The organism is Candidatus Poriferisodalis sp. (genome assembly GCF_965219595.1).
GTDB lineage: Bacteria > Actinomycetota > Acidimicrobiia > Acidimicrobiales > Poriferisodalaceae > Poriferisodalis.
Window position 1 is genome coordinate 1,726,311 of the sequence record NZ_OZ244781.1, and the last position, 21,185, is coordinate 1,747,495.

Annotated in this window: 25 protein-coding genes; 17 read left to right on the forward strand and 8 right to left on the reverse strand. The window is 65.9% G+C overall.

Going from position 1 to position 21,185, the window contains the following annotated elements; genetic code table 11:
- Positions 1-177 precede the first annotated feature (177 nt).
- From ACOQPE_RS07705 to ACOQPE_RS07720, 4 genes are read right to left on the reverse strand one after another with little or no spacing between them, the layout of a single operon-like run.
- Positions 178-450 (reverse strand): hypothetical protein, encoded by a 273-nt coding sequence (locus ACOQPE_RS07705; protein WP_420610896.1) that lies wholly within the window; start codon positions 448-450, stop codon positions 178-180.
- Positions 451-455: 5 nt separating this feature from the next.
- Positions 456-662, reverse strand: coding sequence for a hypothetical protein (locus ACOQPE_RS07710; RefSeq protein WP_420610897.1), 207 nt, complete (start codon positions 660-662; stop codon positions 456-458).
- Complete coding sequence (locus ACOQPE_RS07715; RefSeq protein WP_420610898.1) at positions 655-924, reverse strand: hypothetical protein; 270 nt, start codon at positions 922-924, stop codon at positions 655-657. The genes ACOQPE_RS07710 and ACOQPE_RS07715 overlap by 8 nt, the downstream gene beginning before the upstream one ends.
- Before the next feature lie 10 nt (positions 925-934).
- Positions 935-1,267 carry a hypothetical protein gene (locus ACOQPE_RS07720; protein WP_420610899.1) on the reverse strand — a complete coding sequence of 111 codons (333 nt, stop codon included), beginning with the start codon at positions 1,265-1,267 and terminating at the stop codon, positions 935-937.
- A 273-nt stretch (positions 1,268-1,540) separates the two neighbouring features.
- Here ACOQPE_RS07720 and ACOQPE_RS07725 point away from each other — a divergent pair, with 273 nt between their 5' ends.
- The 3 genes from ACOQPE_RS07725 (at position 1,541) to ACOQPE_RS07735 (ending at position 3,223) form a co-directional block, all read left to right on the forward strand.
- The gene (locus ACOQPE_RS07725; RefSeq protein ID WP_420611233.1) at positions 1,541-2,206 is read left to right on the forward strand and encodes an O-methyltransferase; all 666 of its coding nucleotides are present in this window, start codon (positions 1,541-1,543) and stop codon (positions 2,204-2,206) included.
- 85 nt (positions 2,207-2,291) lie between these two features.
- A complete protein-coding gene (locus tag ACOQPE_RS07730; protein WP_420611234.1) occupies positions 2,292-2,417 on the forward strand; it encodes a hypothetical protein in 126 nt (41 codons plus the stop codon).
- Positions 2,418-2,440: 23 nt separating this feature from the next.
- Entirely contained in the window at positions 2,441-3,223 is a 783-nt protein-coding gene (locus ACOQPE_RS07735; RefSeq protein ID WP_420611235.1) for an alpha/beta hydrolase, read from the forward strand.
- Between the two features lie 110 nt (positions 3,224-3,333).
- Here the strand turns inward: ACOQPE_RS07735 and ACOQPE_RS07740 are convergent, their stop codons facing one another.
- Positions 3,334-4,164, reverse strand: coding sequence for an alpha/beta fold hydrolase (locus ACOQPE_RS07740; RefSeq protein ID WP_420611236.1), 831 nt, complete (start codon positions 4,162-4,164; stop codon positions 3,334-3,336).
- Positions 4,165-4,258: 94 nt separating this feature from the next.
- Here ACOQPE_RS07740 and ACOQPE_RS07745 point away from each other — a divergent pair, with 94 nt between their 5' ends.
- The 12 genes from ACOQPE_RS07745 (at position 4,259) to ACOQPE_RS07800 (ending at position 17,530) form a co-directional block, all read left to right on the forward strand.
- On the forward strand, positions 4,259-5,311 hold the full coding sequence (locus tag ACOQPE_RS07745; RefSeq protein WP_420611237.1) for a Rieske 2Fe-2S domain-containing protein: 1,053 nt from the start codon (positions 4,259-4,261) through the stop codon (positions 5,309-5,311).
- 26 nt (positions 5,312-5,337) lie between these two features.
- Positions 5,338-6,090 (forward strand): SDR family NAD(P)-dependent oxidoreductase, encoded by a 753-nt coding sequence (locus ACOQPE_RS07750; protein WP_420611238.1) that lies wholly within the window; start codon positions 5,338-5,340, stop codon positions 6,088-6,090.
- Between the two features lie 162 nt (positions 6,091-6,252).
- The gene (locus tag ACOQPE_RS07755) at positions 6,253-7,350 is read left to right on the forward strand and encodes a BMP family ABC transporter substrate-binding protein (RefSeq protein ID WP_420611239.1); all 1,098 of its coding nucleotides are present in this window, start codon (positions 6,253-6,255) and stop codon (positions 7,348-7,350) included.
- Positions 7,351-7,403: 53 nt separating this feature from the next.
- A complete protein-coding gene (locus ACOQPE_RS07760) occupies positions 7,404-8,960 on the forward strand; it encodes an ABC transporter ATP-binding protein (RefSeq protein ID WP_420611240.1) in 1,557 nt (518 codons plus the stop codon).
- Positions 8,957-10,114 (forward strand): ABC transporter permease, encoded by a 1,158-nt coding sequence (locus tag ACOQPE_RS07765; RefSeq protein ID WP_420611241.1) that lies wholly within the window; start codon positions 8,957-8,959, stop codon positions 10,112-10,114. Before ACOQPE_RS07760 ends, ACOQPE_RS07765 begins: the two co-directional genes overlap by 4 nt.
- Before the next feature lie 26 nt (positions 10,115-10,140).
- Complete coding sequence (locus ACOQPE_RS07770) at positions 10,141-11,088, forward strand: ABC transporter permease (protein ID WP_420611242.1); 948 nt, start codon at positions 10,141-10,143, stop codon at positions 11,086-11,088.
- Positions 11,085-13,526, forward strand: coding sequence for a xanthine dehydrogenase family protein molybdopterin-binding subunit (locus ACOQPE_RS07775; RefSeq protein ID WP_420611243.1), 2,442 nt, complete (start codon positions 11,085-11,087; stop codon positions 13,524-13,526). Before ACOQPE_RS07770 ends, ACOQPE_RS07775 begins: the two co-directional genes overlap by 4 nt.
- Entirely contained in the window at positions 13,523-14,389 is an 867-nt protein-coding gene (locus ACOQPE_RS07780) for an FAD binding domain-containing protein (protein ID WP_420611244.1), read from the forward strand. Before ACOQPE_RS07775 ends, ACOQPE_RS07780 begins: the two co-directional genes overlap by 4 nt.
- 33 nt (positions 14,390-14,422) lie before the next feature.
- Positions 14,423-14,950 carry a (2Fe-2S)-binding protein gene (locus tag ACOQPE_RS07785; RefSeq protein ID WP_420611245.1) on the forward strand — a complete coding sequence of 176 codons (528 nt, stop codon included), beginning with the start codon at positions 14,423-14,425 and terminating at the stop codon, positions 14,948-14,950.
- The gene (locus ACOQPE_RS07790) at positions 14,943-15,179 is read left to right on the forward strand and encodes a ferredoxin (RefSeq protein WP_420611246.1); all 237 of its coding nucleotides are present in this window, start codon (positions 14,943-14,945) and stop codon (positions 15,177-15,179) included. Before ACOQPE_RS07785 ends, ACOQPE_RS07790 begins: the two co-directional genes overlap by 8 nt.
- A complete protein-coding gene (locus ACOQPE_RS07795; protein ID WP_420611247.1) occupies positions 15,176-16,276 on the forward strand; it encodes a Rieske 2Fe-2S domain-containing protein in 1,101 nt (366 codons plus the stop codon). Before ACOQPE_RS07790 ends, ACOQPE_RS07795 begins: the two co-directional genes overlap by 4 nt.
- A gap of 87 nt (positions 16,277-16,363) precedes the next feature.
- Entirely contained in the window at positions 16,364-17,530 is a 1,167-nt protein-coding gene (locus ACOQPE_RS07800; protein WP_420611248.1) for an amidohydrolase family protein, read from the forward strand.
- A 106-nt stretch (positions 17,531-17,636) separates the two neighbouring features.
- Here ACOQPE_RS07800 and ACOQPE_RS07805 read toward each other — a convergent pair whose 3' ends face one another.
- Positions 17,637-17,942, reverse strand: a complete 306-nt coding sequence (locus ACOQPE_RS07805; protein WP_420611249.1) for a hypothetical protein — start codon at positions 17,940-17,942, stop codon at positions 17,637-17,639.
- Between the two features lie 426 nt (positions 17,943-18,368).
- On the opposite strand from ACOQPE_RS07805, the gene ACOQPE_RS07810 reads away from it, so the two are divergent.
- Positions 18,369-19,232: a hypothetical protein gene (locus tag ACOQPE_RS07810; RefSeq protein WP_420611250.1), complete on the forward strand. Its 864-nt coding sequence runs from the start codon at positions 18,369-18,371 to the stop codon at positions 19,230-19,232.
- Between the two features lie 2 nt (positions 19,233-19,234).
- Here ACOQPE_RS07810 and ACOQPE_RS07815 read toward each other — a convergent pair whose 3' ends face one another.
- Together ACOQPE_RS07815 and ACOQPE_RS07820 are read right to left on the reverse strand one after the other, a co-directional pair.
- Positions 19,235-19,657: a PIN domain-containing protein gene (locus ACOQPE_RS07815; RefSeq protein ID WP_420611251.1), complete on the reverse strand. Its 423-nt coding sequence runs from the start codon at positions 19,655-19,657 to the stop codon at positions 19,235-19,237.
- A complete protein-coding gene (locus ACOQPE_RS07820) occupies positions 19,648-19,887 on the reverse strand; it encodes an antitoxin (RefSeq protein ID WP_420611252.1) in 240 nt (79 codons plus the stop codon). The genes ACOQPE_RS07815 and ACOQPE_RS07820 overlap by 10 nt, the downstream gene beginning before the upstream one ends.
- Positions 19,888-20,102: 215 nt before the next feature.
- Between ACOQPE_RS07820 and ACOQPE_RS07825 the strand changes: the two genes are divergently transcribed.
- Positions 20,103-21,173, forward strand: coding sequence for an LLM class flavin-dependent oxidoreductase (locus ACOQPE_RS07825; protein WP_420611253.1), 1,071 nt, complete (start codon positions 20,103-20,105; stop codon positions 21,171-21,173).
- Positions 21,174-21,185 lie beyond the last annotated feature (12 nt).

A 21,185-nucleotide genomic window follows, 5' to 3' on the forward strand; every position in this document is an offset into this window, starting at 1 on the left:
TCGCGCAGCGAGTCACACATGTGGATTTGCAGTGCTGTTCTGAGAACGACTTCGGCCCGCCGCAGTCGGAAGCGGCGGGCCGAGCGTTCGCGAATGAAACAGCGCTGAGTGGTCACTGCTGACTATAGCAGCAATCGGCGGAAACCCGCGTACCTGTTGGGATTTTGGCCGTTCGCGTCAGCAGCTATTGTGTGTGTTTTGCTCGGCCACGATCATTCCGGCACGAGCGTCCACGATCTGTCGGGCGGTCAGTTCGTGCTCGTCGTGATCGACGGTATGGCCGTCCGCTTCGACTCGGTGCGCGGCTTCATGGGCTTCGATGGCGTTGCCCCATGCCTGTTCGGCGTGTGCTTGCGCGTAGGCGGCATCCTCGCACGCGCTCGACGTTGCCGAGCACGCGAAGGATGCCGCCCCAAGCGCTGCGGCCAAGCAGGCCGCAATCATCTTCACGCCGGTCAGGCTGAGCTTCGGACGCGTCGTCCTCGACGCGGCAGCCTGCGCTGTTTCACGCTGCCGTCGCGTGCGAGACGTTGCCCGTCTCGGGTGATGCGGTAGCGGCCCGTCGGCGGGAATATCTCCCGCAGCCGAGCAGCAGCCCCGCTCCACTCGCCGTAGTCGCGTCGGGCGGCTTGCAGCCGCCGGACCGTCTCCCTGTCAGGCATGAGACGACTTCCCGGCAAGCTCCCCCCGCAGCTCGGACGCGGCACGCGCCTCTGCCAAGGTCGGGGCATTGCGTCGGGCCAGCATCCCGTTCGCTCGCAGAAGCCGGAACGCTGTCAGCGCGGCCTGCACCACGATGATCGCGCCGACCACAACCATGAGACGGGCGGCAAGGCTCCACTGCGTACGCGAGAACATCGCGGCCACGACAGCGCCCATGTAGCAGGCGCCGAGAACTATTCCCAGCCTGTTTCTGATCTGCATGACGACGCTCCTAGATGTGGGCCATGAACATCCAGCCGCAGGCAGTGCTGATGCCCGCGCCGGTCTTGCCCTTGGTCGCCGCCCCGGCACCGGCGCAAGCGACGTGATACCAGTGAGCGTGATAGTAGGGGCGTGTGTCATACACACGGTCACAAACAGTCCTGGTGGTCGGCTTCAGCGTGTACGTGCCAGCAGCGGCCTGCTCAGGCGTCTGCACCTTCGCGTAATCAGTCACGACGCGACAGTTCGACTCGACCAGCACGGTCTCATAACGCGTGTCAGCCGAAGCAGGCTGCGTAGCCGTCAACACGATGACGCTCGACAGTGCAACTGTCAGCGCCATCGCCAAAGCCAACGTTTTTCTTCGCATGGCGGTTCCCTCCTAGCGGGAGACAAGGTGTGCTTGTCACCAGCACCGCGCCAGCCGAAAGGAGGGAACCATGAACCCGACTCCCGCAATCCGACTGGCACGGCCTGAGAGGCCGCGGCACTGGTGACAGCGGGAGAACATAGGCGAACCGCCACGCGCGCGCAAGCCCAACCGTACCCAGCCAGCAGACAAGCCCTAACCCGGTACCGCCCCGACCTTTTGTCAACACGGCCTAGCCTCGCCGGGGTGTCCCGGGATTCGGGGTTTGTGGAGGAGCGGGCTGCGCTGTATGCGGCCGCACATTCGCTGCGGCCCAGCGAGGTACAGCTCGAACTGATTGAAGAGACGGCATCGCTCGGCCGGGTTGCCGGCATGCAGATCGGCCCGCTGCAGGGCGCGTTCATGACGGTGCTGGCGACGGCGCTTCGTCCGCGGCTGGCCGTCGAGGTGGGCACATTCACCGGGTACTCAGCCTTGTGCGTCGCCAGTGCCTTGGATCCGGGCGCACAGCTCATCTGCTGCGATGTGTCCGAGGAATGGACGTCGATTGCCCGCCGGTACTGGGAGCGCGCAGGCGTGGCTGATCGCATCGATCTCCGCATCGGGCCGGCACTCGACACGCTGCGTGCACTGTCGCCGGAACCGCTCATCGACTTGGCGTTCATCGATGCCGACAAATTCAGCTACCCGGATTACTACGACGAGATCTTCACGCGGCTGTCGCCCGGCGGCGTGATCTTGGTGGACAACGTGCTGTGGGGCGGCGCGGTTGCCGATCGGGCCAGCGGTGACGAAACCGCCGAGGCGATGCGCGCGTTCAACAAGCACGTCGCCGCTGATGAGCGCACGCGCACCGTGCTGCTGCCGATCGGCGACGGCCTGACGATGATCACCCGCCGGCTGCCTGCGTAGGAGGTCTCTGAGCAAATGGGTGCGGTTGCGGAGATCAGATCGCGGCTTCGGCTCGCTGGCGTGCTCTCTGGCTTAGAAGTCGGCGATGCGCAGCGGCCCGACGACGACGCTGTTGGGCACGCACGGCGACGAGCGGGCCAGGGGACACACCTTTCCGAGCTGGTGCGCAGCAATCGGCGACGGCCTCACGATGATCAGCCCCAAGCTGTAGCCCTCCGCAATAGCATCGCCGCCGTGGCTGACCCGGGCGCCTGGCCCATTGACACGCACATCCTTCACCGGCGCGATGCGGGCCGGAGCTACCAGCTCTGGGTGGCGCTTCCGATGGGCTACCGGGCGGATGCCTCCCAGCCGTACCCGCTGGTCGTCTGCTGCGATGCGCCGTGGACGTTCGGCACGGCGGTGGACACCACCAGAATCCTGTCGATGTCGCGGGAGACGCCCCGCTGCGTGGTGGCCGGCATCGCGCACGACACGGCCGACATGCGTGAGATGCTCGACCTGCGCGCGATCGATTACACGGTGACACCCGCGGAGGCCCCGCCGATGACCGGCATCCGTGCACCGGCCGCCGAGACCGGCCAGGCCGAGCCCTTCCGCCAGTGGCTCGCCAGCGACGTGATGCCGCTGCTGTACGACCGGTACCACGTCGGCGAGCCGACCTATGTCGGCCATTCGTTCACGGCGCTGTTCGGCCTGCATGTGCTGTTCAACGCACCCGACATGTTCGCGCGCTACCTGCTGGCCAGCCCATCGGTGTGGTGGGACTACGAGGTCATGTTCCGACTCGAAGCCGAGCACGCGGCGGCCGGAGGCGACCCGGAGGTGAAGGTCTTCATGTCGATGGGCGAGAACGAGACCGATGAGTACTCGCCCCAGGCCAAGTTCCACGGTCAGTTCGCTGCCCGCGGCTACCGCAACATCGACCTCACCTGGCATGTCTTCCCGGGCGAGAACCACAACACCGTGGTCGGCCCGGCCGTCAGCCGAGGGCTCCGGACGCTCTACGCCTACTGACCTCGCACCGCGGCGCCGGGCGGGGCTGCCCCTTTGCCCGCGCTCCTGTGCGTCGCTGTGCCGAGTTCGCCACGCGATCCCCTCGGCCCTGCCTGTCCCGAGAGCCAGCGTCAGCCGGGCTCAGTCAGAAACGGAGTCAGCACGTCGAGCAGGCCAGTGGGGTTGTCCACCGGAATGACGTGGGTGCTCGCGTCGACGCTGGCCAGCTGCGAGTTCGCGGTGAGCCGGTCCATCTCGGCCATCACCTGGGCCCGGACGAAGCTGTCGGCGGCATGGACAAACAGCACCGGCATCGCCAATTCGGCCAGCCGGTGCCAATGGTCGTCCGAGCGGAATGGCCAGCGCTCGAAGAAGAACGGGTCGTGCTTGGGCACGAGCCAGCCGTCCGGTGCCGGGCCGAAGCACGTTGACGCCACGATCTCGACCATCTCGGCGGGGGCATTGGGGTACGCGCGCTCCACCGCTAAGCGCACGTCTGCGTGATCCTCGTGATGCGTTGGGCGGGGGAACAGCTCGGTCTCGCCCTGCTCGAACGACGGCTCCACATCGATGACCGCCAGCCTTCCGACGGCGTCGGGATGTTCGGCGGCGTACTGCAGCGCCACCAAGGCGCCCCAGGAGGAACCAGCCAGATCGACGGGTTTATCCGCTGACAGCGACTCGACGACATGAGTGAGATCGGCGACGTGATCTGCAGTGGTGTACCGGTGCTCCGACGACCACTGGCTCTCGCCGTACCCCCGGAAGTCGAGCGCCAGCACGCGTCGGCACCCCAGCAAGCCCTGCGCCACCGCGTGCCAGTTCCAGGCATTTCCGGTGACGCCGTGGAGGCAGATCAGCGTTGGACCATCGCCGCCAAAGTCCAGACCGTGGATGCGGTTGCCGTTTGCACCGCTTGAGTAGACATGCCGAACCTCATTCGATGCGCGCACGGGATCCATAGGCGGCATGCTCGCGCGGTTGCCGCAGGGGGGCAACCGGGGCGGTACGTTCGCGCCGAGGGTTTCAGGCCGATGCCGAGGCGGAGGATCGCTCGTGTCCACTACCCCGCTAGACGACATCGTCGACCCGTTCGTCCCCGAGCGAGAGTCGACGTGGTACCGGGCCATGCGGCACTTCTGGCATCCCGTCGCCTACTCCCGGGACGTGGCCGAAGGTGCGATGATCTCGGGTCGCCTGCTCGGCGAGCGCATCCTGGTGGTGCGCCATGACGGCGAGGTCCGAGCATTCATGGACGTGTGCCGGCACAAGGGGGCCGCCCCGTCGCTCGGCTGGGTCGAATCAGGCTGCATCCACTGCCCGTACCACGGCTGGGCTTACAACATGGATGGCAGTCTGGTCTCAATTCCCTCGCGCCCCGAGCTGAACGGGGTGTTGCAGGCAAACCTCCTCCGCTATCTCTGCCAGGAGCGGGCGGGCATGGTGTGGATCAGTCTCACAGATCAGCCGTGGGGCGATCCGCCGGGCATCGACGAGTGGGACGACCCGACGATGCGATGGCTGACTCCCGACCACTACGACTGGGCCACCAGTTCGCCCCGACGCCTTGAGAACTTCGTTGATTTCTCCCATTTCCCATTCGTGCATGAGAACATCCTCGGCACGAGAGACAAGGCGCATATCGACCAGCACGACGTGTGGCGGGAGGACGGGGCCCTTCGATTCGAAAAGGTGTTCGTCGAGCCGAACGTCGACCGCATGAGGGAACTGCTGGGCATCGACGACGAGACGATGGCTGTGCGCAACTGGTACCGGCTGACCGTTCCCGGATCGATCGAGTTGGTGCGCACCTTTCCCAACGGCAGGCGTTACGCGCTGTACATGGTGACTGCGCCCACCGGCCCCGCGACGTGCCGCAACTTCTGGCACATCGGCGCCGACTTCGCACCGACCGACGACGACATGGACTTCCTTCTGGAGTTCGAGCACTTGGTGCTGGCACAGGACCAGCCTGTGGTGGAGTCGCAGTGGCCGGAGCACCTGCCCGACCGGCTCAGCGCGGAGATGTACGTGAAGGTCGCCGACGACGTGACGCTGGCCTACCGTAAGTGGCTCTTTGAGCTGGCCGGCGAGTTCGAGCCCAACTGAGTTCTCCGGCGACGAGGAGGAGCCTCATGGGAATGCTCGACGGGCGAGTGATCATCGTGACCGGTGGCGCGAAGGGCATCGGACGGGCCTATTGCCGGGGCCTCGCCGAGCATGGAGCGACGGTCGTCGTGGCCGATCTGTCCGATGCCAGCGAGACGGCCGATCAGGTCATGGCGCTGGGCGGCGAGGCGATGGCGCTGCGGGTCGATGTCTCAGATGCAGCCCAAACCGAGGAGATGGCTGCCAGCGCCGTGGCGAGGTACGGCCGTATCGACGGACTCGTCAACAACGCGGCGTTCTACCTGGCTGCGACGCGTGCGCTCATGGAAGATGTCCCGCCCGACGAGTGGGACCTCTGCTTCGCAGTCAACGTCAAGGGCACTTGGCTCTGCTCAAGGGCGGTGGCGCCCACGATGAAGGCTCAGCAGAGCGGCAAGATCGTCAATATTGCCTCGATGACGGTAAACGACGGAACGCCGCGGTTCCTGCACTACGTCTCGTCAAAATCGGCGATCTGGGGACTGACCCGGGCAATGGCCCGTGAACTCGGCGCCCACGGCATTGCGGTCAACACGCTCACGCCCGACTACATCCCTCACGACGCGCAGTATTCCGGCGTCCAGCCCGAGGTGGATGTCGCCATCCGGGCTCGCCGTGCGTTCTCGCGCACGCAGGTGCCCGAGGACATGGTCGGCACGCTGATCTACCTGATGAGCCCGCTGTCCGACTTCGTCACGGGACAGAACATCTGGGTCAACGGCGGCTCTGGCTTCAATTGATCGAGTCTCGGTGGCGCGGATGCCCCATATTGCGGCGGACTAGGGTTCGCATGAGGGAGGCAGTCCTGCCTCCCTCATGACGAAGTCCGGCACGTCTGCCCCGTGGGTCAGAAACCTGGTCGACGGCACGACGGTGTCCACCCTGGGGAGGGAAGGTCTGACATGCGCAAAGTGTTGATTCGAGTCCTGATCGCTCTAGCCATCGTTGCCTCGGTCGCAGCCTGCGGCAGCGACGACGACGCGGAGACCGCCGACACAGCGACACCAGCGACGACAGCGGCGTCGGCGCCCGCGACCACGGCGGCACCTGAAGACATGGCGCCGACTGAGCTCGATGTAGCGATGATCCTGCTCGGCACCAAAGAAGAGGGCTGGTACGCCACCTTCATCGACAGCATGAATCGGGTCATCGAGAACCAACCTCACGGCCTCACGATGACGCTCGACACCTTCGAGGAGATCGCCTACGCCGACGGTGAGCGAGTTATCCGAGATCTCGCCCAGCAGGGCAAGTACGAGATGATCGTGGCCCACAGCACCTACGTGGACGGGGTGCAAGCAGTGCAGGGCGACTATCCCGACATGCTGTTCGCCTACTCCGGCTCGGGCAACGACGACCACGTCGGCGGCACCAATGCCTACTGGATCGATGTGTTCATCCATGAGCCGGCCTACCTCGCAGGCATCATCGCCGGCATGATGACCGAGACGAACAAGCTCAGCGCCGTAGCGGCGTTCCCGTTCCCCAATGTGAACGGCCCGCTCAACGCGTTCTTCGACGGCGCCAGGTCGGTCAATCCCGATGTCGAGATCGCCGGCGTGACCTACATCGAGAGCTGGTTCGACCCGGCGACCGGCGCCAACGCCGCTGCCGCGCAGATCGACGCCGGCGCCGACATCGTCTACGCCGAACGGTTCGGCCCCTTCGCAGCAGCCGAAGAAGCTGGCAACGTGCGGGCGATCGGACACTTCACCGACCAGCTGGGGCTCTCCGACGTGGTGCTCACGAGCGCCGTGGCGCAGTGGGACGCGGCCATCAATGACCTGGTGGACGCGTGGTACGGCTACCACACCGAAGGAACGCCCTACAACGCTCCAGGGGAGCGCATCGTCTACCAGTCGATGCGCGACGGCGGCTCGGCGCTCGGTGGCATCAGCGACGCTGTGCCCGCCGATGTCGTAGCAGCCGTCGAAGAGGCGGAGGCGGCGATCCTCGCCGGCGAGTTGACCATCCCGCTGGTTCTCGACTCGCCTTCGTGAGTCGCGAGACGAACAGCCAGGGCTGAAGCGGCAGAGATCACGAGCAATCCGGAGTGACGACAGCCGACGCGACCGCGCCGGGGGAGCCGATCCTCATCGTTGATGAGGTTTCGAAGCACTTCCCCGGCGTGGTTGCCAACGACGCGGTCAGCGTGGAGATACGCAGAGCCGAGATCCACTGCCTGCTCGGCGAGAACGGCGCGGGCAAGACCACGCTGGCCGACATCCTCTACGGCGTCTACCGGCCCGACGAGGGCCGTGTGCTGCTGCACGGGCAACAGCTTGAGCTGAGCTCACCCCGTGACGCCATTGAGGCCGGGATCGGGATGGTCCACCAGCACTTTGAGCTGGTGCCACCGATGTCGGTCATCGAGAACGTGGTCATCGGCACTCAGGCCAAGCAGTGGCTTGATCTGTCCGAGGCGAGGAGTCGTCTTGACGATTTCTTCGCCGACTACGACGTCGAGATCGACCCCGATGCCGAGGTGGGCCGGCTCTCGGTGGGCGAGCAGCAATGGGTGGAGATCTTCAAGACGCTCTACTTCGGGGTCGAGATCCTGATCCTCGACGAGCCCACCGCGGTGCTGACACCCCAGGGTGTCGAAGAGCTCTTCCGCATTCTGCGCCGGATGCGCGACGACGGGCTCACCATCATCCTCATCACGCACAAGCTGAAGGAGGTCATGGAGCTGTCCGACCGCGTCACCGTGCTGCGACGCGGGGAGGTCGTGGGAACGGTCAACACTGGCGATGTGGATCAGCGAGATCTCGCGCGGATGATGGTCGGGCGCGATGTGCTGCTCCAAGTGGACAAGCACCGACGCGACCCGGGCGATCCCGTGCTCGAGGTGAGTGATGTCCACCTGGTATCCGACACCGGCCGCGGCTCCCTCGAGGGCCTGTCCGTCACGGTCGGTGCGGGCGAGATCGTCGGTGTGGCCGGTGTGTCGGGCAACGGCCAGAACGCCCTGTTCGACGCTGTGATCGGGGTGCGACACCCTGACACCGGCACCATTCGCATCGCGGGCACCGACGTCACCGACAGCCCGCCCCACCGGATCGCCGAGCTCGGTGTCGCCAGCGTTCCCGGCGATCGCATCAACCAAGGCCTGATGATGGACTTCAGCGTCAAGGAGAACTTGGTGCTGGGTGACCAACGAGACCAGCGATTCGCGCGGGCGGGCTTCCTCAGCCGCAACCGGATCGACTCGTTCGCCGAGGAGTCCATCGAGCGCTTCGAGATCAAGACCCCGTCCGCTACCCAGAAGACGCGGACGTTGTCGGGCGGGAACCTGCAGAAGATCATCATGGCGCGGGAGCTGTCAGGCGATCCCCGGCTCATCGTGGTTCATCAGCCCACCCGCGGTCTGGACATTGCCGCCAGCGAGTACGTCCGCCGTCGCTTGGTGCAAGAACGCGACCGCGGGGCCGGACTGCTGCTGCTCTCGGAGGATCTCGACGAGATCTTCCAGCTGTCTGATCGGATCGCCGTCATCTACGACGGGCGCATCGTCGCGGTCACCGAACCCGACGACACCACGCTCGAAGAGATCGGCATGCACATGGCCGGCGCCAGCGGCGCAGACGCGAGCACGACCGCTGCACCATGAGCGAACCGACCACGCAGGCACCACCGGAGGATCCCGCCGACGGCCGGGATCTCCGTCCCAACTTGGGGGCGATGCTCTCCCGCTCGGGCGGGCTGCGGCTCGAACGCAGGCTCGACACCCGTCCCGTCCACGAGTTCTACGCGACGGTGGCGGCGCTCGCGATCACCGCCGTGCTGATCGGCGGACTCGTCGCCCTCGCCGGTGTCTCACCCACCGACGCATACAGCGCCCTGTACGACGGCGCCTTCGGCAGTGTGGAATCGGCGCTGGAGACGCTGGTCCAGGCGACGCCGCTCATCCTCACAGGTCTGGCTGCTGCGGTGGCATTCCGTGCCGGAGTCTGGAACATCGGCGGCGAGGGACAGTTCTTTGCTGGGGCGATGGGTGCGTACTTTGTCTCGACCCTCGTCGGGCCGCTGCCGGCGCCACTGCTCTTCGTGGCAATGTTCGTCGGCGGTGCAATCGCCGGGGCGCTGTGGGCGTCGATCGCCAGCGTGCTGCTGGTCCGCTATGGCACCAACGAGATCCTGACCACAGTCATGCTCAACTTCGTGATCCTGTACGGGCTGTCGTGGCTGCTCGCCGGGCCATGGCAATCACCGAAGACGCCCTATTACCAGACCGAGCGGATGGACGCCAAGACGTTCCTGCCCCGCTTCGTCGACGACAGCAGGCTCCACTGGGGCTTCGCCATAGCGCTGCTCGCAGCCGTCGCCGTCTACTTCCTCGTACAGCGCACGAGCCTTGGCTACGAGCTGCGGGGCGTCGGCGTGAACCGCACCGCCGCCGCGTACAAGGGAATCCACGTCGGCGCAGTGGTGATCGCCGTGATGGCGATCTCGGGGGCGCTGGCCGGCATCTCAGGTGCCGGCGAGCTGCTGGGGCTGCACCACCGGCTGCAGCTCGACATTGCAGCGGGCATCGGGTTCACTGGCATCATCATCGCCCTGGTCGCTCGGCTCAATCCGGCGGGAGTCGTGGTGGTGGCAATCGCCTTTGCCGGGTTGCTCAACGGGTCGACGTCGATGCAGGTGGGCACGGGCATCCCAGCAGCGTTGGTCGAGGTGATCGAGGGTGTTGCCCTGTTCCTGGTCTTGCTGGCTGCGGTGGCCTGCCGTTATCGCCTCAGGAGGCGGAGGCAGATCCATGACTGAACCTGTCGAGGGCGTGGTGAAGCGCCATGGGTGACTTCTTCACGTACTCGGTGATCCTGGGCATCTTCGTGGCGACGCTGAAAATCGCCACGCCGCTGCTCATCGCTGCCACCGGCGAACTCGTGGCAGAAAGCAGCGGGATCCTCAACCTGAGCATCGAGGGCACGATGACGTTGGGAGCGTTCGCGGGCTTCGTGACGGCGAACGAGACCGGCAGCCTGTGGCTCGGATTGCTGGGAGCAGCCGCTGGCGGCGGAGCACTGGCGCTGCTGATGGCGATCATGACAGTCACCGTCAGAGTCAACCAAGTAGTGGCGGGGCTGGCGCTCAATATCTTGGGTCTCGGCGCCGCATTCTTCTGGTATCGCTCCGTTTACTCCGCCGGCGGAAGCATCCAGATCCCGGTGGTCGACAAGTTCGAAGTGGTGTCGGTGCCGCTGCTGTCGAGTATCCCCATCGTGGGCGAGGTCCTGTTCGAACAGCATTGGCTCACCTACATCGCATTGCTGATGGTGCCGGCGACATGGATGTTCCTCAACCGCACCAAGTACGGCCTCGAGCTGCGTGCCATCGGGCACAACCCCGAAGCGTGCGACATGCGCGGTGTGCCGATCGCGTCGAGGCAGTACGCCGCGGTGATCTTCGGGGGCGCGATGGCCGGGGTGGGCGGGTCGTTCCTCTCGCTGGCGGCCACCGGGCTGTTCTTCCCGGACATCGTCGCCGGGCGGGGATGGATCGCCTTGGCCATCGTGATCTTCGGCAACTGGCGAGCGACATGGATCCTGGCGGGCTCGCTGCTGTTCGGCTTCCTCGAAGCGACGCAGCTCGCACTGCAGGCCAGTGACGTCAACTTGCCCTACCAATTGCTGCTGGCGCTGCCGTTCGTGTTGACCATCCTGGCCTTGGTGCTGAACCGGAGTCGTTCGGGGGCGCCGCTCTCGCTGACGATCCCGTACCACCGCGGCGAGCGATGAGCCGCCTAGACCCGCCGATCAACATCTCGGAGCACGTACGTCACAGCACCCGCTACGTCGGGCGTTCGCTTCGGAGGCGCGAAGACCGGCGACCGCTCACCGGGCGTGCTCGGTACGTGGCCGATCTCCAGCTTGCCGGAATGGTCGAGGCGGTTGTGGTGCGCAGCACCGAGGCCCACGCGAGGATCGTCTCGATCGACACCTCGGAGGCTCGCGCGCTCGACGGCGTTGTTGCGGTGTTCACCGCGGCCGACCTCGCTGAGGTTGCGAGCTTCCCGGACTACATCGACTACATCGGCCCGGTCCGCCAGCGGCCGCTCGCGGAGGATCGGGTGCGCTATGTGGGGGCGCCGTACGCCGTGGTCGTGGCCGCCGACCGATATGTGGCTGAAGACGCGGCGGCGTTGGTGGCGGTGGGAACTGTGTTCGAGCCGCTGCCGGCCGTGGCCGACATCGACCAGGCGCTCGCAGCCGGTGCGCCCAAGCTCCATGACGACTGGGCTGACAACCGCTCGGTCGACATCGGCGCCGAGCGCCCGGAGATCACCGAAGCGTTCCGGCGCGCAGATCACACTTTTGCCGAGACATTCACGAGCCAGCGCCAGACCGGGTTGCCCATCGAGACCCGGGGCGTGGTCGCGGATCCGTCTGACGGGGTACTCACGGTGTGGTCGTCAACCCAGAGCCCGCACATGGTTCGCTCCACCATCGCCCTGATGCTGGGCGTGCCCGAACCGCAGGTCCGGGTGGTGCTGCCGACGGTCGGCGGCGGGTTCGGCACCAAGACCCACATCTATCCCGAGGACATCGTGGTGCCGTGGGCCGCCCGTCTGCTCGATCGGCCGGTGCGCTGGATCGAGGACCGCATGGAGAACCTGGTGGCGTCGGTACATGCTCGCGACCAGCGTCACAACGTCGAAGTCGCCTATGACGACGACGGCACCATCCGGGCGGTGCGCTGCACGTCCATTCTGGATCTGGGCTCGGGTGAGATCTTCATGCCGGGAACCGCACCGGTGTTCGTCACCAATGCGTGCATCACGGGCGGTTACGACTTCCCCCTGATGCAGACACGCACGGTGGCGGTGGTCACCAACAAGACCCCGGCAGGCGCCTATCGCGGGTTCGGGATCCCGGAAGGCGCGCTGGTGATGGAGCGGGTCATCGACCGGGTCGCCCGGCTGACCGGGACCGACCGGGTCGGGCTGCGCCGCAGGATGCTGCTGCGGCCCGAGCAGCTTCCGCACGTGATGCACGGCGGTGGGCGCCTCGACTCGGGGTCGCACGCTGAATCGTTCGAGCGCGCCCTGGAGATGGCCGAGGCGTCGCTTGCTCGTATCCGTGAGCAGTACGCCGACGATCCCGACATCCGGGTGGGCGTCGGCTACTCGAACTACGTCGAGCCGACGTCGCCGACCTATCACCTCACCACCGGGCACTGGGCCGGCTATGACGCAAGCACGATCCGGGTGGATCCCGACGGTTCGGTCCGCGTCGCCGCGGGTCTCAGCTCCATCGGGCAGGGTGCTGAGACCATCGCGGCCCAATTGGCGGCCGACGCGCTCGGCGTTGCGGCCGATGACGTCACGGTGGTGCTCGGCGACACCGAGCGTTCTCCCTACGGCTTGGGGTCGTGGGGGAGCCGGGGCGCCATGATGCTCACCGGTTCGGTGCTGATGGCCTCGAATCGGCTGCTCGACAAGGCACGCGCCATAGCGGCCCACATGCTGGAAGCGGCGGACGAGGACGTAGTGGTGTCCGACGGCGCGTTCCATGTCGTCGGCAGCGAACAACCCAGCGTCAGCTGGTCTGAAGTGGCGACGGCGGCGTGGATTCGCACTGTCGACTTGCCGCCCGGCACCGAGGCGGGCCTCGAGACCTCCGGGTATTACGACCCTCCCTACCTCGAACACGAGCTTGACGCCTCCGGCAAGATCAACGCCGCTGCGAGCTGGTCGAACGGTTCTCACGTCGGGATCGTGAGCGTTCGACTGAGCACCGGCGAAGTGAAGATCGAGGACTACGTCGTGGTACACGACTGCGGCACCGTCATCAACCCCCAGCTGGTGGACGGGCAGATTCACGGGGGCGTGGCGCAGGGCATTGCCGGGGCGATGTACGAGCACTTCCAGTACGACACCGAGACGGCCCATCCCCTGTTCGCTTCATTCATGGACTACCTGGTCCCCACGAGCGCCGAAGTGCCGAGGCTGCGGCTCGACCACTTCGAATCGCCGTCGCCCGACCAGCCGCTCGGCGTCAAGGGATGCGGCGAGGGCGGCACAATCGGCCCCCCGGCCGTGGTGACCGGGGCAGTCTCCGATGCGCTGGCCGAGTGGGGTGTCGACCTCACGACCTGTCCGGTGACGCCTGTCTCGGTGCGTGCGGCACTGCGGGCAGCACAGTCCCGGCCCGCAGCAGAGGGCGAGCAGCCGTGAAGCCATCGGCGTTCGACTATGCCCGGCCCCGCAGCGTGGCAGAAGCCGTCGAGGCTTTGAGCAGCACAGAATCGTCGCGAGTGCTGGCGGGCGGTCAGAGCCTGATCCCGGCCATGAACTTCCGCTTGGCCGAGATGTCGCTGCTCGTCGATATCTGTGATGTGGACGGACTTGGCACGGTGTCCTGCGACGCCGCCGGAGTGCGTGTCGGCGCTGCTGCCACCCAGACCCGCGTGCTGGATGATGCCGACGCCGCCCAGGCTGTGCCCGGTCTGCGGGCGGCGCTTCGTCACGTCGGACACCTGCAGATCCGCAACCGGGGCACGGTCTGCGGCAGCCTTGCCCATGCCGACCCGGCTGCAGAGCTGCCAGCGTTGGCGCTTGCCTCTGATGCGCTCATCGGCATCGCTGGGCCGCGGGGCCGACGCGAGGTGACTGCGGCGGATTTCGTCACTGGCCCGTTCACCACGGTCGTCGAGGACGGGGAGCTGGTGACCGATGCGCTGTTCAGGCGGCCGCCGTCGGGCGCGGTGACGGTTGTGGACGAGGTGTGCCGGCGAGCAGGAGATTTCGCCCTCGCCGGCCTGGTCGCCGTCGTCGAGGCCCAGGACGGTGCAGTGCGCACTGCCCGGCTCGTCGGATTCGGGCTTCGCGGCGTGCCGACCCGTCTGCGCAACGCTGAGGATGTGCTGGCCGGCTGGGCGGGCGATCACTCGATCGAGGCCATCACCGAGGCCGTTGCTGCCGACACCACTGAGGTGTTCGACGACACCCACGCACCGGGCTGGTACCGCCGCGATGCCGTGACGGCGCTGGTGGTGCGAACGGTCCGCAGCGTCTTGGAATCGCATGCGGCCCCATAGGGTTACCGTGGGGGTCAGGGAGGAAGCACGCCGATGATTGACACGGCGCGTGAGGCCGACGTTCACGTCGACATCAACGGCCGGTCACACCATCACCGCGTGCCCGTACGGCTGCTGCTGTCGGACTACATCAGAGATGTCGTCGGCCTCACCGGCACCCACGTGGGCTGCGAGCATGGCTATTGCGGAGCATGCACCGTCATGGTCAATGGCGACGCCGTGCGTTCGTGCCTCATGCTCGCTGTCCAGGCCCATGGCGCCGATGTGCGCACCGTGGAGAGCCTCACGGCTGACGGGACGGCGCTGTCGCCGATGCAGCAGGCGTTCCACGAGAACCACGCGCTGCAGTGCGGCTTCTGCACAGCCGGCTTTCTGATGACGTTGGAGAGCGTCGACCCGGACGATTGGCGGGACCGCACGGTCGAGTTGCTGTCGGGGAATCTGTGCCGGTGTACCGGCTATCAGAACATCATGGCCGCCGTCGAGCGGGCGTGGGGCATCGAACGAGCCGGCTCACGGGACGCAGCGGGCGTTGGCGGGGAGGCGCACGGCGATGGTTGAGCCACAACCGGCAGCGACGATCGAGTTCGACGAGGGCATCTGCGTTGTCTCAGGCATGTGCACGTCGCTGGCGCCGGAGATATTCCGCGTGAGCGACGATCGCCTGACCCTCGAAGTCCTGCAGACGGAGATACCCGCCGACTTGGTCGCGAAGGCGGAGCGAGCAGAGGCCTGCTGCCCGATGGACGCCATCAAGGTGGTCCGACGAGAGGGAGAAAGCACAGCATGACCATCGCAGAGCGATCGAGGCCCATCGCGGAGCGGGCCTCCGCGGAACTCGAGTTGCACGGCAGCACCCAGCTCGACATGGCAGGCGAGGAGCGGCTGTATGAACAGCTCAAGCGCTTCTGGCATCCGGTCGCGTTCTCCGACGACCTGACCGACGAGCCCCTGCAGGCCACCCTGTTCGACACCCGCCTGGCGGTGGCGCGCCTCAACGGCGAGGCTCATGTCTTCCACGATGTCTGCCGGCACCGGGGCTCGGCGCTGTCACTGGGCAGGGTCGATGGCTGCAACCTGCGATGCTCCTACCACGGCTGGGCGTACGACCGGGAAGGAACGGTCGTAGACATCCCGGCCCGCCCCGAGCTCAACGGCCAGCTCGTCGCCCAGCTGCCGGTGTATCCCGCTGTCGAGGCGGCGGGGCTGGTGTGGACCTGCCTGGCTGGCGAGACGCCGCTCTTCCCGCCGGCGGAGTTCCCCGAGCTCGAAGATCCCGAGTACCGCATCATGCGATTCCCGCCGTATGAGTGGAACTGTTCGCTGGCTCGGCGCTTGGAGAACTACTTCGACTTCTCTCACTTCGCTCATGTCCACCATGGCATTCTCGGCGACCGGGACGAAGCGGAGATCGCCGACTACGAGGTGAGCCGCCACGGTGCCGAGCTGCGGATAACGGCCGGTCCTTTCGTGGAGTACACCGACAATGTCAAGAACTCGGCCGTCACCCATGTCGGGGAGACCTACGACGCGTGGAAGCGCTACCGGGTCTACATGCCGAACGCCATGAAGCTCAACAGCTCCGCAGGCGTCACCGAGGACTACGTGCTGTTCGTCGTGGTTGCACCCGTCAGCCGACGGCGGACACGTTGCTTCACGTTTGTCGCACGCAACTACGCCCACGACCGCGATCAGGACTTCCACGAGATGCAGTACGTCATCCTGGGTCAGGATCAGCCGATCGTGGAGTCGCAGCGGCCCGAGGAACTGCCGGTGGATCTCACGGCGGAGATGCACGTCAAGGGTGCCGACTTGGGCACGGTGATGTACCGCCGCTGGCTCATCAGCATCGCCGACGGCGACATCTCGCTTGCCCCGACGGGCTGAGCCGCTCTGTCAGCCGCCGTTTCGCTCCGCGCCGGGCCTCGGGAGTGGGGCAGAATGGGCGCACAGGGGCAATGGGGAGGCCGTGACATGACGGTGACCGAGACCACATCCGCTACCCAGGACCGCAGCCGCGGACCCAAGCCGGCCAACGGCAAGGTGCCGGTGTACGACGCGGACGCGCACATCGCCGAGCCGACGTCGGTGTGGGAGGAGTACGCCGATCCCAAGTACCGGGATCTGATCGCGCAGTGCCGGATCATGGGTGACGGCAGCGATGCCATGTTCGTCGAGGGCAAGAGGCTGCGCAACGGCATCGCGCCGGCCTGCATCCCGCACGCCTATGGCACCGACGTCACCTGGGACGACATCGTGCCCGGCAGCTACGACCCGGCCGCTCGCTTGTCGGTGATGGACGACGAGGGCCTCGACGCGGCGCTGATGTTCCCGTCGCTCATGCTGATCTCGGGTGACATCAACGACCCCGATATCGCAGTCGAGAATGCCCGTGCCTACAACCGCTGGATGACCGACTTCTGCTCGGAGGATCCGAACCGGCTGTTCGGCATGGGCGTGTGCCCGCTGCAGTCGATCGACGGGGCTGTGGCCGTGATCGAAGAGGTCGCCAATGCCGGTCTGACTGGCATCACCTTCCGGCCCGAGCGGTATAACGGGCTTGAGCTGTTCTCCGACGACATGTACCGCGTGTGGTCAGCCGCCGAGCACCACGACCTGACGGTCGGCATCCACGGCAGCTTCGGCTCTGGGATGCCGAGCTTCGCCAAGACCCGCTACGAGAACCAGTTCTACGTCCATATGGTCTGCCACCCGTTCGAGCAGATGGCCTCGGTGATGGAGATGGTGGCCTCCGGCGTGCTCGACGACCATCCCATGCTGCGGGTGGGATTCTTCGAGTCGGGCCTGGGCTGGCTGCCGTACTGGCTCGACCGCCTCGACGAGCACAAGGAAGCCATGGGCCACCTCGTGCCCCGGCTGAAGCGCGACCCCACCGAGATCTTCTCCGAGCAGTGCTTCGTGACCATGGAAGCCGGCGAGGGCGAGGCCTTCGAGCAGGTCGCCGCGATGGGCCTGGCGCACACCGTGGTGTGGGGATCCGACTACCCCCACTACGACTGCACCTTCCCCGGCGCGCTCGCCGAGCTCAACGAAACCTTCGAGAGCTTCGACGACGAGGTGAGCAGCCTGCGCGACGAGGTCGTCTACACCAACGCCCGCCGCTTCATGGGCCTGACCTAACCCCATGAACACTAGGCGCAGCATGGAGTTCATCTGAATGGACTCCGCGCCCGACGACATTGCAGCCGTCCTGCCCACGGCCAGGCCGTGGGATCAGCGAGGAAAGTCAGTTCTGCCGCTTGCAGGCGGCTACACGCAGTACCTCGAAACGCTCCGGTGGATACTGGAGACTTGCCGTGACGAGGAACCCACTGAGGCAGTGCTCCAGCAGCGCTACGCGGCAGAGTTCAACCTGGGACCTCGGGTAGCCCAGCAGCAGCTCTGGTTCATACGCAGATGCGATTTGTTGCATCAGCATCACGGCCGAATCCGAGTCGCGGCCCCGAGCGCCCGGTACTTGGCTGCGCAGCGTCCGGAGATCATCATCGGCACTATGCATGCGAATCTCCAGTTCGTGGGCGAATTGCTCCACGAGATTCGAGGCCCTAGAACACGGAAATCCCTGCTTGAGACGGCTAACGGCCGCTACGGACTCGCTTGGAAGAAGGACTCGCCAGTCGCGTATCGACTCGGATGGCTCCGGTCCGCAGGCCTTGCCGAACACCTTACGGGCCATTCCTACCAAGCAAACGGCGCAGGAATTGCGTTCTTGGAACGGATTGACTTGTATGTGCCGTCGGCTGACTCGCCGCTGCGGAATGACGTGTCGCCACCTTGCTCGGCTGGGTCGGACGCGGTGGGGTCACTGAAGGGCGCAGACATGTCGGTCACCCCGCTCGACTCCGCGGGTGGGACGACGCAAGGCGAAACACGAGAAGGCAGCGACGTTGACGCGATTGAGGATCGGGACGGAGAGGCCGCGGCGCCCGGTACGAAGTTGGGCCGATCCGCTCATGGTGTGGCTGCCGAGATTGGCGACAGGCTGGAGTCACTGTCTTGCGACGGTTCCAAGCATCAGGAATTCGAGGTCGCCGTGCGCGATGCGTTCGCGTTTCTGGGATTCGGCGCTGAGCGCTTGAGCGGCCCGGGTCAGACTGATGTGCTGCTTACGGGCGTCCGACCGCCGGAAGCTCAAAGACCCGATGACTCGACATCATGGCGCTACCTGGTGGCGGTCGATGCGAAGGCCGCGACGAATGGCCGGCTCGCTGACCTTCAGGTGACGTGGCCGGCGCTGGCGCTGCACCGGAAGCAGCACTCAGCGGCGTTCTCGGTGCTCGTGGGGCCGAGTCCGCGGTCTCGATTGCTGCAGTTCGCGGTTGACGCCTCCGTAACCGTGCTGAGTGCTGAGCAACTCGCGTTGTTGTGTCGCAATCACGCTGAGGTGCCGTTGCCGGTAGCCGACTACCTCTGGCTGTTCGTTGACTCCGAAGGTGACCCGCGAGGGGGCGCTGTTGACCTCAGTCCCATTGCAGATGCTCGCGCTCAAGCGACAGCACGCCGGGATCTGCTCGCGCAAGTGGGCGAGGCCGTTCAGGACATCGCGGCCGACTTCGGCCCGGCCAATCGACAACTGGTCCGTTTCTCGCTTGCGAAGACGGCTGCGCTGAGCGGTGATGCGCTCGGTATCGAGGTAGCGGCGGCCTTGGACTTCCTCAGCAGCAGATGGCTACGAGCGATCGCGCGCTCCGATCCTGAGTCCGCCGACCCTCACTACATGTCGACAGCACCCGGTCGAACCGTGGCGGCACGACTGCGATGGCTCGCTGACGCCTTTGACGAGGTGGTGGACCAGGCGAGGGAAACTCCTGAAACCGGCTGAGCTCAAGCGGCCGATTCGATGGCGAGCCGTTCGACGGGCTGGCCGGTGATCTCCGCGATGAGCTCGAAGTCCTTGTCGACGTGGAGAATGGTGAGTCCGGCGAGCTCGGCAGTCGCAGCGAGCAGAAGGTCCGCAACTGACGGAGCGCGGTGGCGACCCTGCTCCGCCAACAGCAGTTGAACTTCGACAGCCCGACCCTCGGCCATCGGCGTCAGGTCTTGCGTCAGCATCTTGTTCAGGGGAAATTCCGCAAAGCGCTGCCGATACTGCGCGGCAGATCGAGCGGAAAAGCCGAGTTCCAACCTTGTGACGGTCGAGATTCGTACCAGTCCGCGCTGGATGCGCGAGAACCACTCAGCGGCATCGGATGCGGTATCGAGACGAACTAGCGCAGAGGTGTCAATTAGCCACTCTGTCACCGCCACGCGCCGGCCATGATCTCTGGATCTCGGGCGTCGGCAAACGTCTCGGCAAGCCTGCGGAAGCACTCCAGTGGGTCTTCAGGGGCCGGCGCCTCGGCGACGGCCGCGCGGTCGCGTTCGCGCAGGAGCACTCGGTGCATGTAGTCGGCTCGCGAGAGTCCCGCGCGGTCCGCGTTCGCATCGACTGCAGCGACAACATCGTCCGGAACATCCGGAATCAGCATGTCTGCCATCTTCGACCTCCCGCATCTCGTTGAGATGCGACTCTAGCGATGCCTGTCGAAAGCAAGAAATCGATTACTGCAGCGACGAGGCCCTCGTCGACTTCCTCTACCGTTACGAACCGGACCAGGAATCGCTCCACCGCGTCCTCGTCGAGAACCCGGCACGGCCCTTCGGCTTCGAAGATTGACCGACCGATCACACCCAGCATCAAGAAAGAGGGGCAATGGAGTTCGGGATCTGTCTGCATTCGAAGATCGACGACATCGACTTGGTGGTCCGGGCCGAGAACCTGGGCTTCGATGCGGCCTGGTTCGCCGACTCACAGATGCTGTGGTCTGACTGCTACTCGTGCATGGCACTGGCAGCCGACCGCACCACGCGCATCAAGCTGGGCACTGGCGTATCGGTCGTCGATACTCGGGTCGCGCCGGTCACAGCGCACAGCATCGCCACCATCAACGTGTTGGCTCCCGGTCGAACGTTCCTGGGCGTGGGTAACGGCTTCACGGCGTGGCGGCTGATGGCACGGAAGCCAGCGCGCCTGGTTGAGTTCGAGGCGTTCCTCGACACCACACGTCGACTGCTCAGGGGCGAAGAAGCACCGTTCACCCACGGGGGGAAGACCACTGACGTCGCGTTCCAGATGGCCGAGCTGGGGTTCGTCAACGTCATCGATCCGGTGCCGATCCACGTTTCGGCGTTCGGGCCGAAGGGGCAGGCCCTCGCCGGTGCGTACGGTGACGGCCTGATCGCAGCGGTGCCACCCCAGCGCAGTGCAGTTGAGCGTTGCCTGGCAAATGCTGCAGGCGGCGCCGCCGGTGCCGGTCGCGAGTTCGACGAGGACAGCTTCCAGCTGACGACTTTGACGGCGATGGCGGTGCTCGAGCCGGGCGAGGACCTCACCTCGGATCGTGTCGTCGAGCAATGTGGACCGATGGCGGTGATGGGCCTCCACTATGCCTATGAGCGTTTCCGCCAGTTCGGGGTCGACCCGACGCCCCACCTCCGCAGCGTGTGGGACGACTATGTCGCGCTGGTGGAGCAGAGTCCGGAAGCCGAACGCCACTATCGCATCCATGCTGGCCACGGCACGTATCTGCACCCCGACGAGGTCCAGTTCGCGACTCCGGAGCTCATCGAAGCAGCCTGCATCGTGGGCCAGGCCGATCAGTTGGTGGAGAAGATCTCCGAGCTTGAGGCTGCCGGTCTCGATCAGCTGATGGTGCTGCCGAGCTTCGCGTCCCGCTACCGAGCTGCCGAGGAGATCGGGTCGTTGATCAAGCGGTCAGGCTGAGGTGAGCAGATG

Coding starts and splice junctions, on each gene's coding strand:
- ACOQPE_RS07730 (WP_420611234.1), top strand. CDS start 2,292: ATGCGCAGCGGCCCGACGACGACGCTGTTGGGCACGCACGGCGACGAG.
- ACOQPE_RS07710 (WP_420610897.1), bottom strand. CDS start 662: ATGCCTGACAGGGAGACGGTCCGGCGGCTGCAAGCCGCCCGACGCGAC.
- ACOQPE_RS07770 (WP_420611242.1), top strand. CDS start 10,141: ATGGGTGACTTCTTCACGTACTCGGTGATCCTGGGCATCTTCGTGGCG.
- ACOQPE_RS07800 (WP_420611248.1), top strand. CDS start 16,364: ATGACGGTGACCGAGACCACATCCGCTACCCAGGACCGCAGCCGCGGA.
- ACOQPE_RS07755 (WP_420611239.1), top strand. CDS start 6,253: ATGCGCAAAGTGTTGATTCGAGTCCTGATCGCTCTAGCCATCGTTGCC.
- ACOQPE_RS07765 (WP_420611241.1), top strand. CDS start 8,957: ATGAGCGAACCGACCACGCAGGCACCACCGGAGGATCCCGCCGACGGC.
- ACOQPE_RS07820 (WP_420611252.1), bottom strand. CDS start 19,887: ATGGCAGACATGCTGATTCCGGATGTTCCGGACGATGTTGTCGCTGCA.
- ACOQPE_RS07740 (WP_420611236.1), bottom strand. CDS start 4,164: ATGGATCCCGTGCGCGCATCGAATGAGGTTCGGCATGTCTACTCAAGC.
- ACOQPE_RS07825 (WP_420611253.1), top strand. CDS start 20,103: ATGGAGTTCGGGATCTGTCTGCATTCGAAGATCGACGACATCGACTTG.
- ACOQPE_RS07715 (WP_420610898.1), bottom strand. CDS start 924: ATGCAGATCAGAAACAGGCTGGGAATAGTTCTCGGCGCCTGCTACATG.
- ACOQPE_RS07785 (WP_420611245.1), top strand. CDS start 14,423: ATGATTGACACGGCGCGTGAGGCCGACGTTCACGTCGACATCAACGGC.
- ACOQPE_RS07750 (WP_420611238.1), top strand. CDS start 5,338: ATGGGAATGCTCGACGGGCGAGTGATCATCGTGACCGGTGGCGCGAAG.
- ACOQPE_RS07720 (WP_420610899.1), bottom strand. CDS start 1,267: ATGGCGCTGACAGTTGCACTGTCGAGCGTCATCGTGTTGACGGCTACG.
- ACOQPE_RS07790 (WP_420611246.1), top strand. CDS start 14,943: ATGGTTGAGCCACAACCGGCAGCGACGATCGAGTTCGACGAGGGCATC.
- ACOQPE_RS07775 (WP_420611243.1), top strand. CDS start 11,085: ATGAGCCGCCTAGACCCGCCGATCAACATCTCGGAGCACGTACGTCAC.
- ACOQPE_RS07795 (WP_420611247.1), top strand. CDS start 15,176: ATGACCATCGCAGAGCGATCGAGGCCCATCGCGGAGCGGGCCTCCGCG.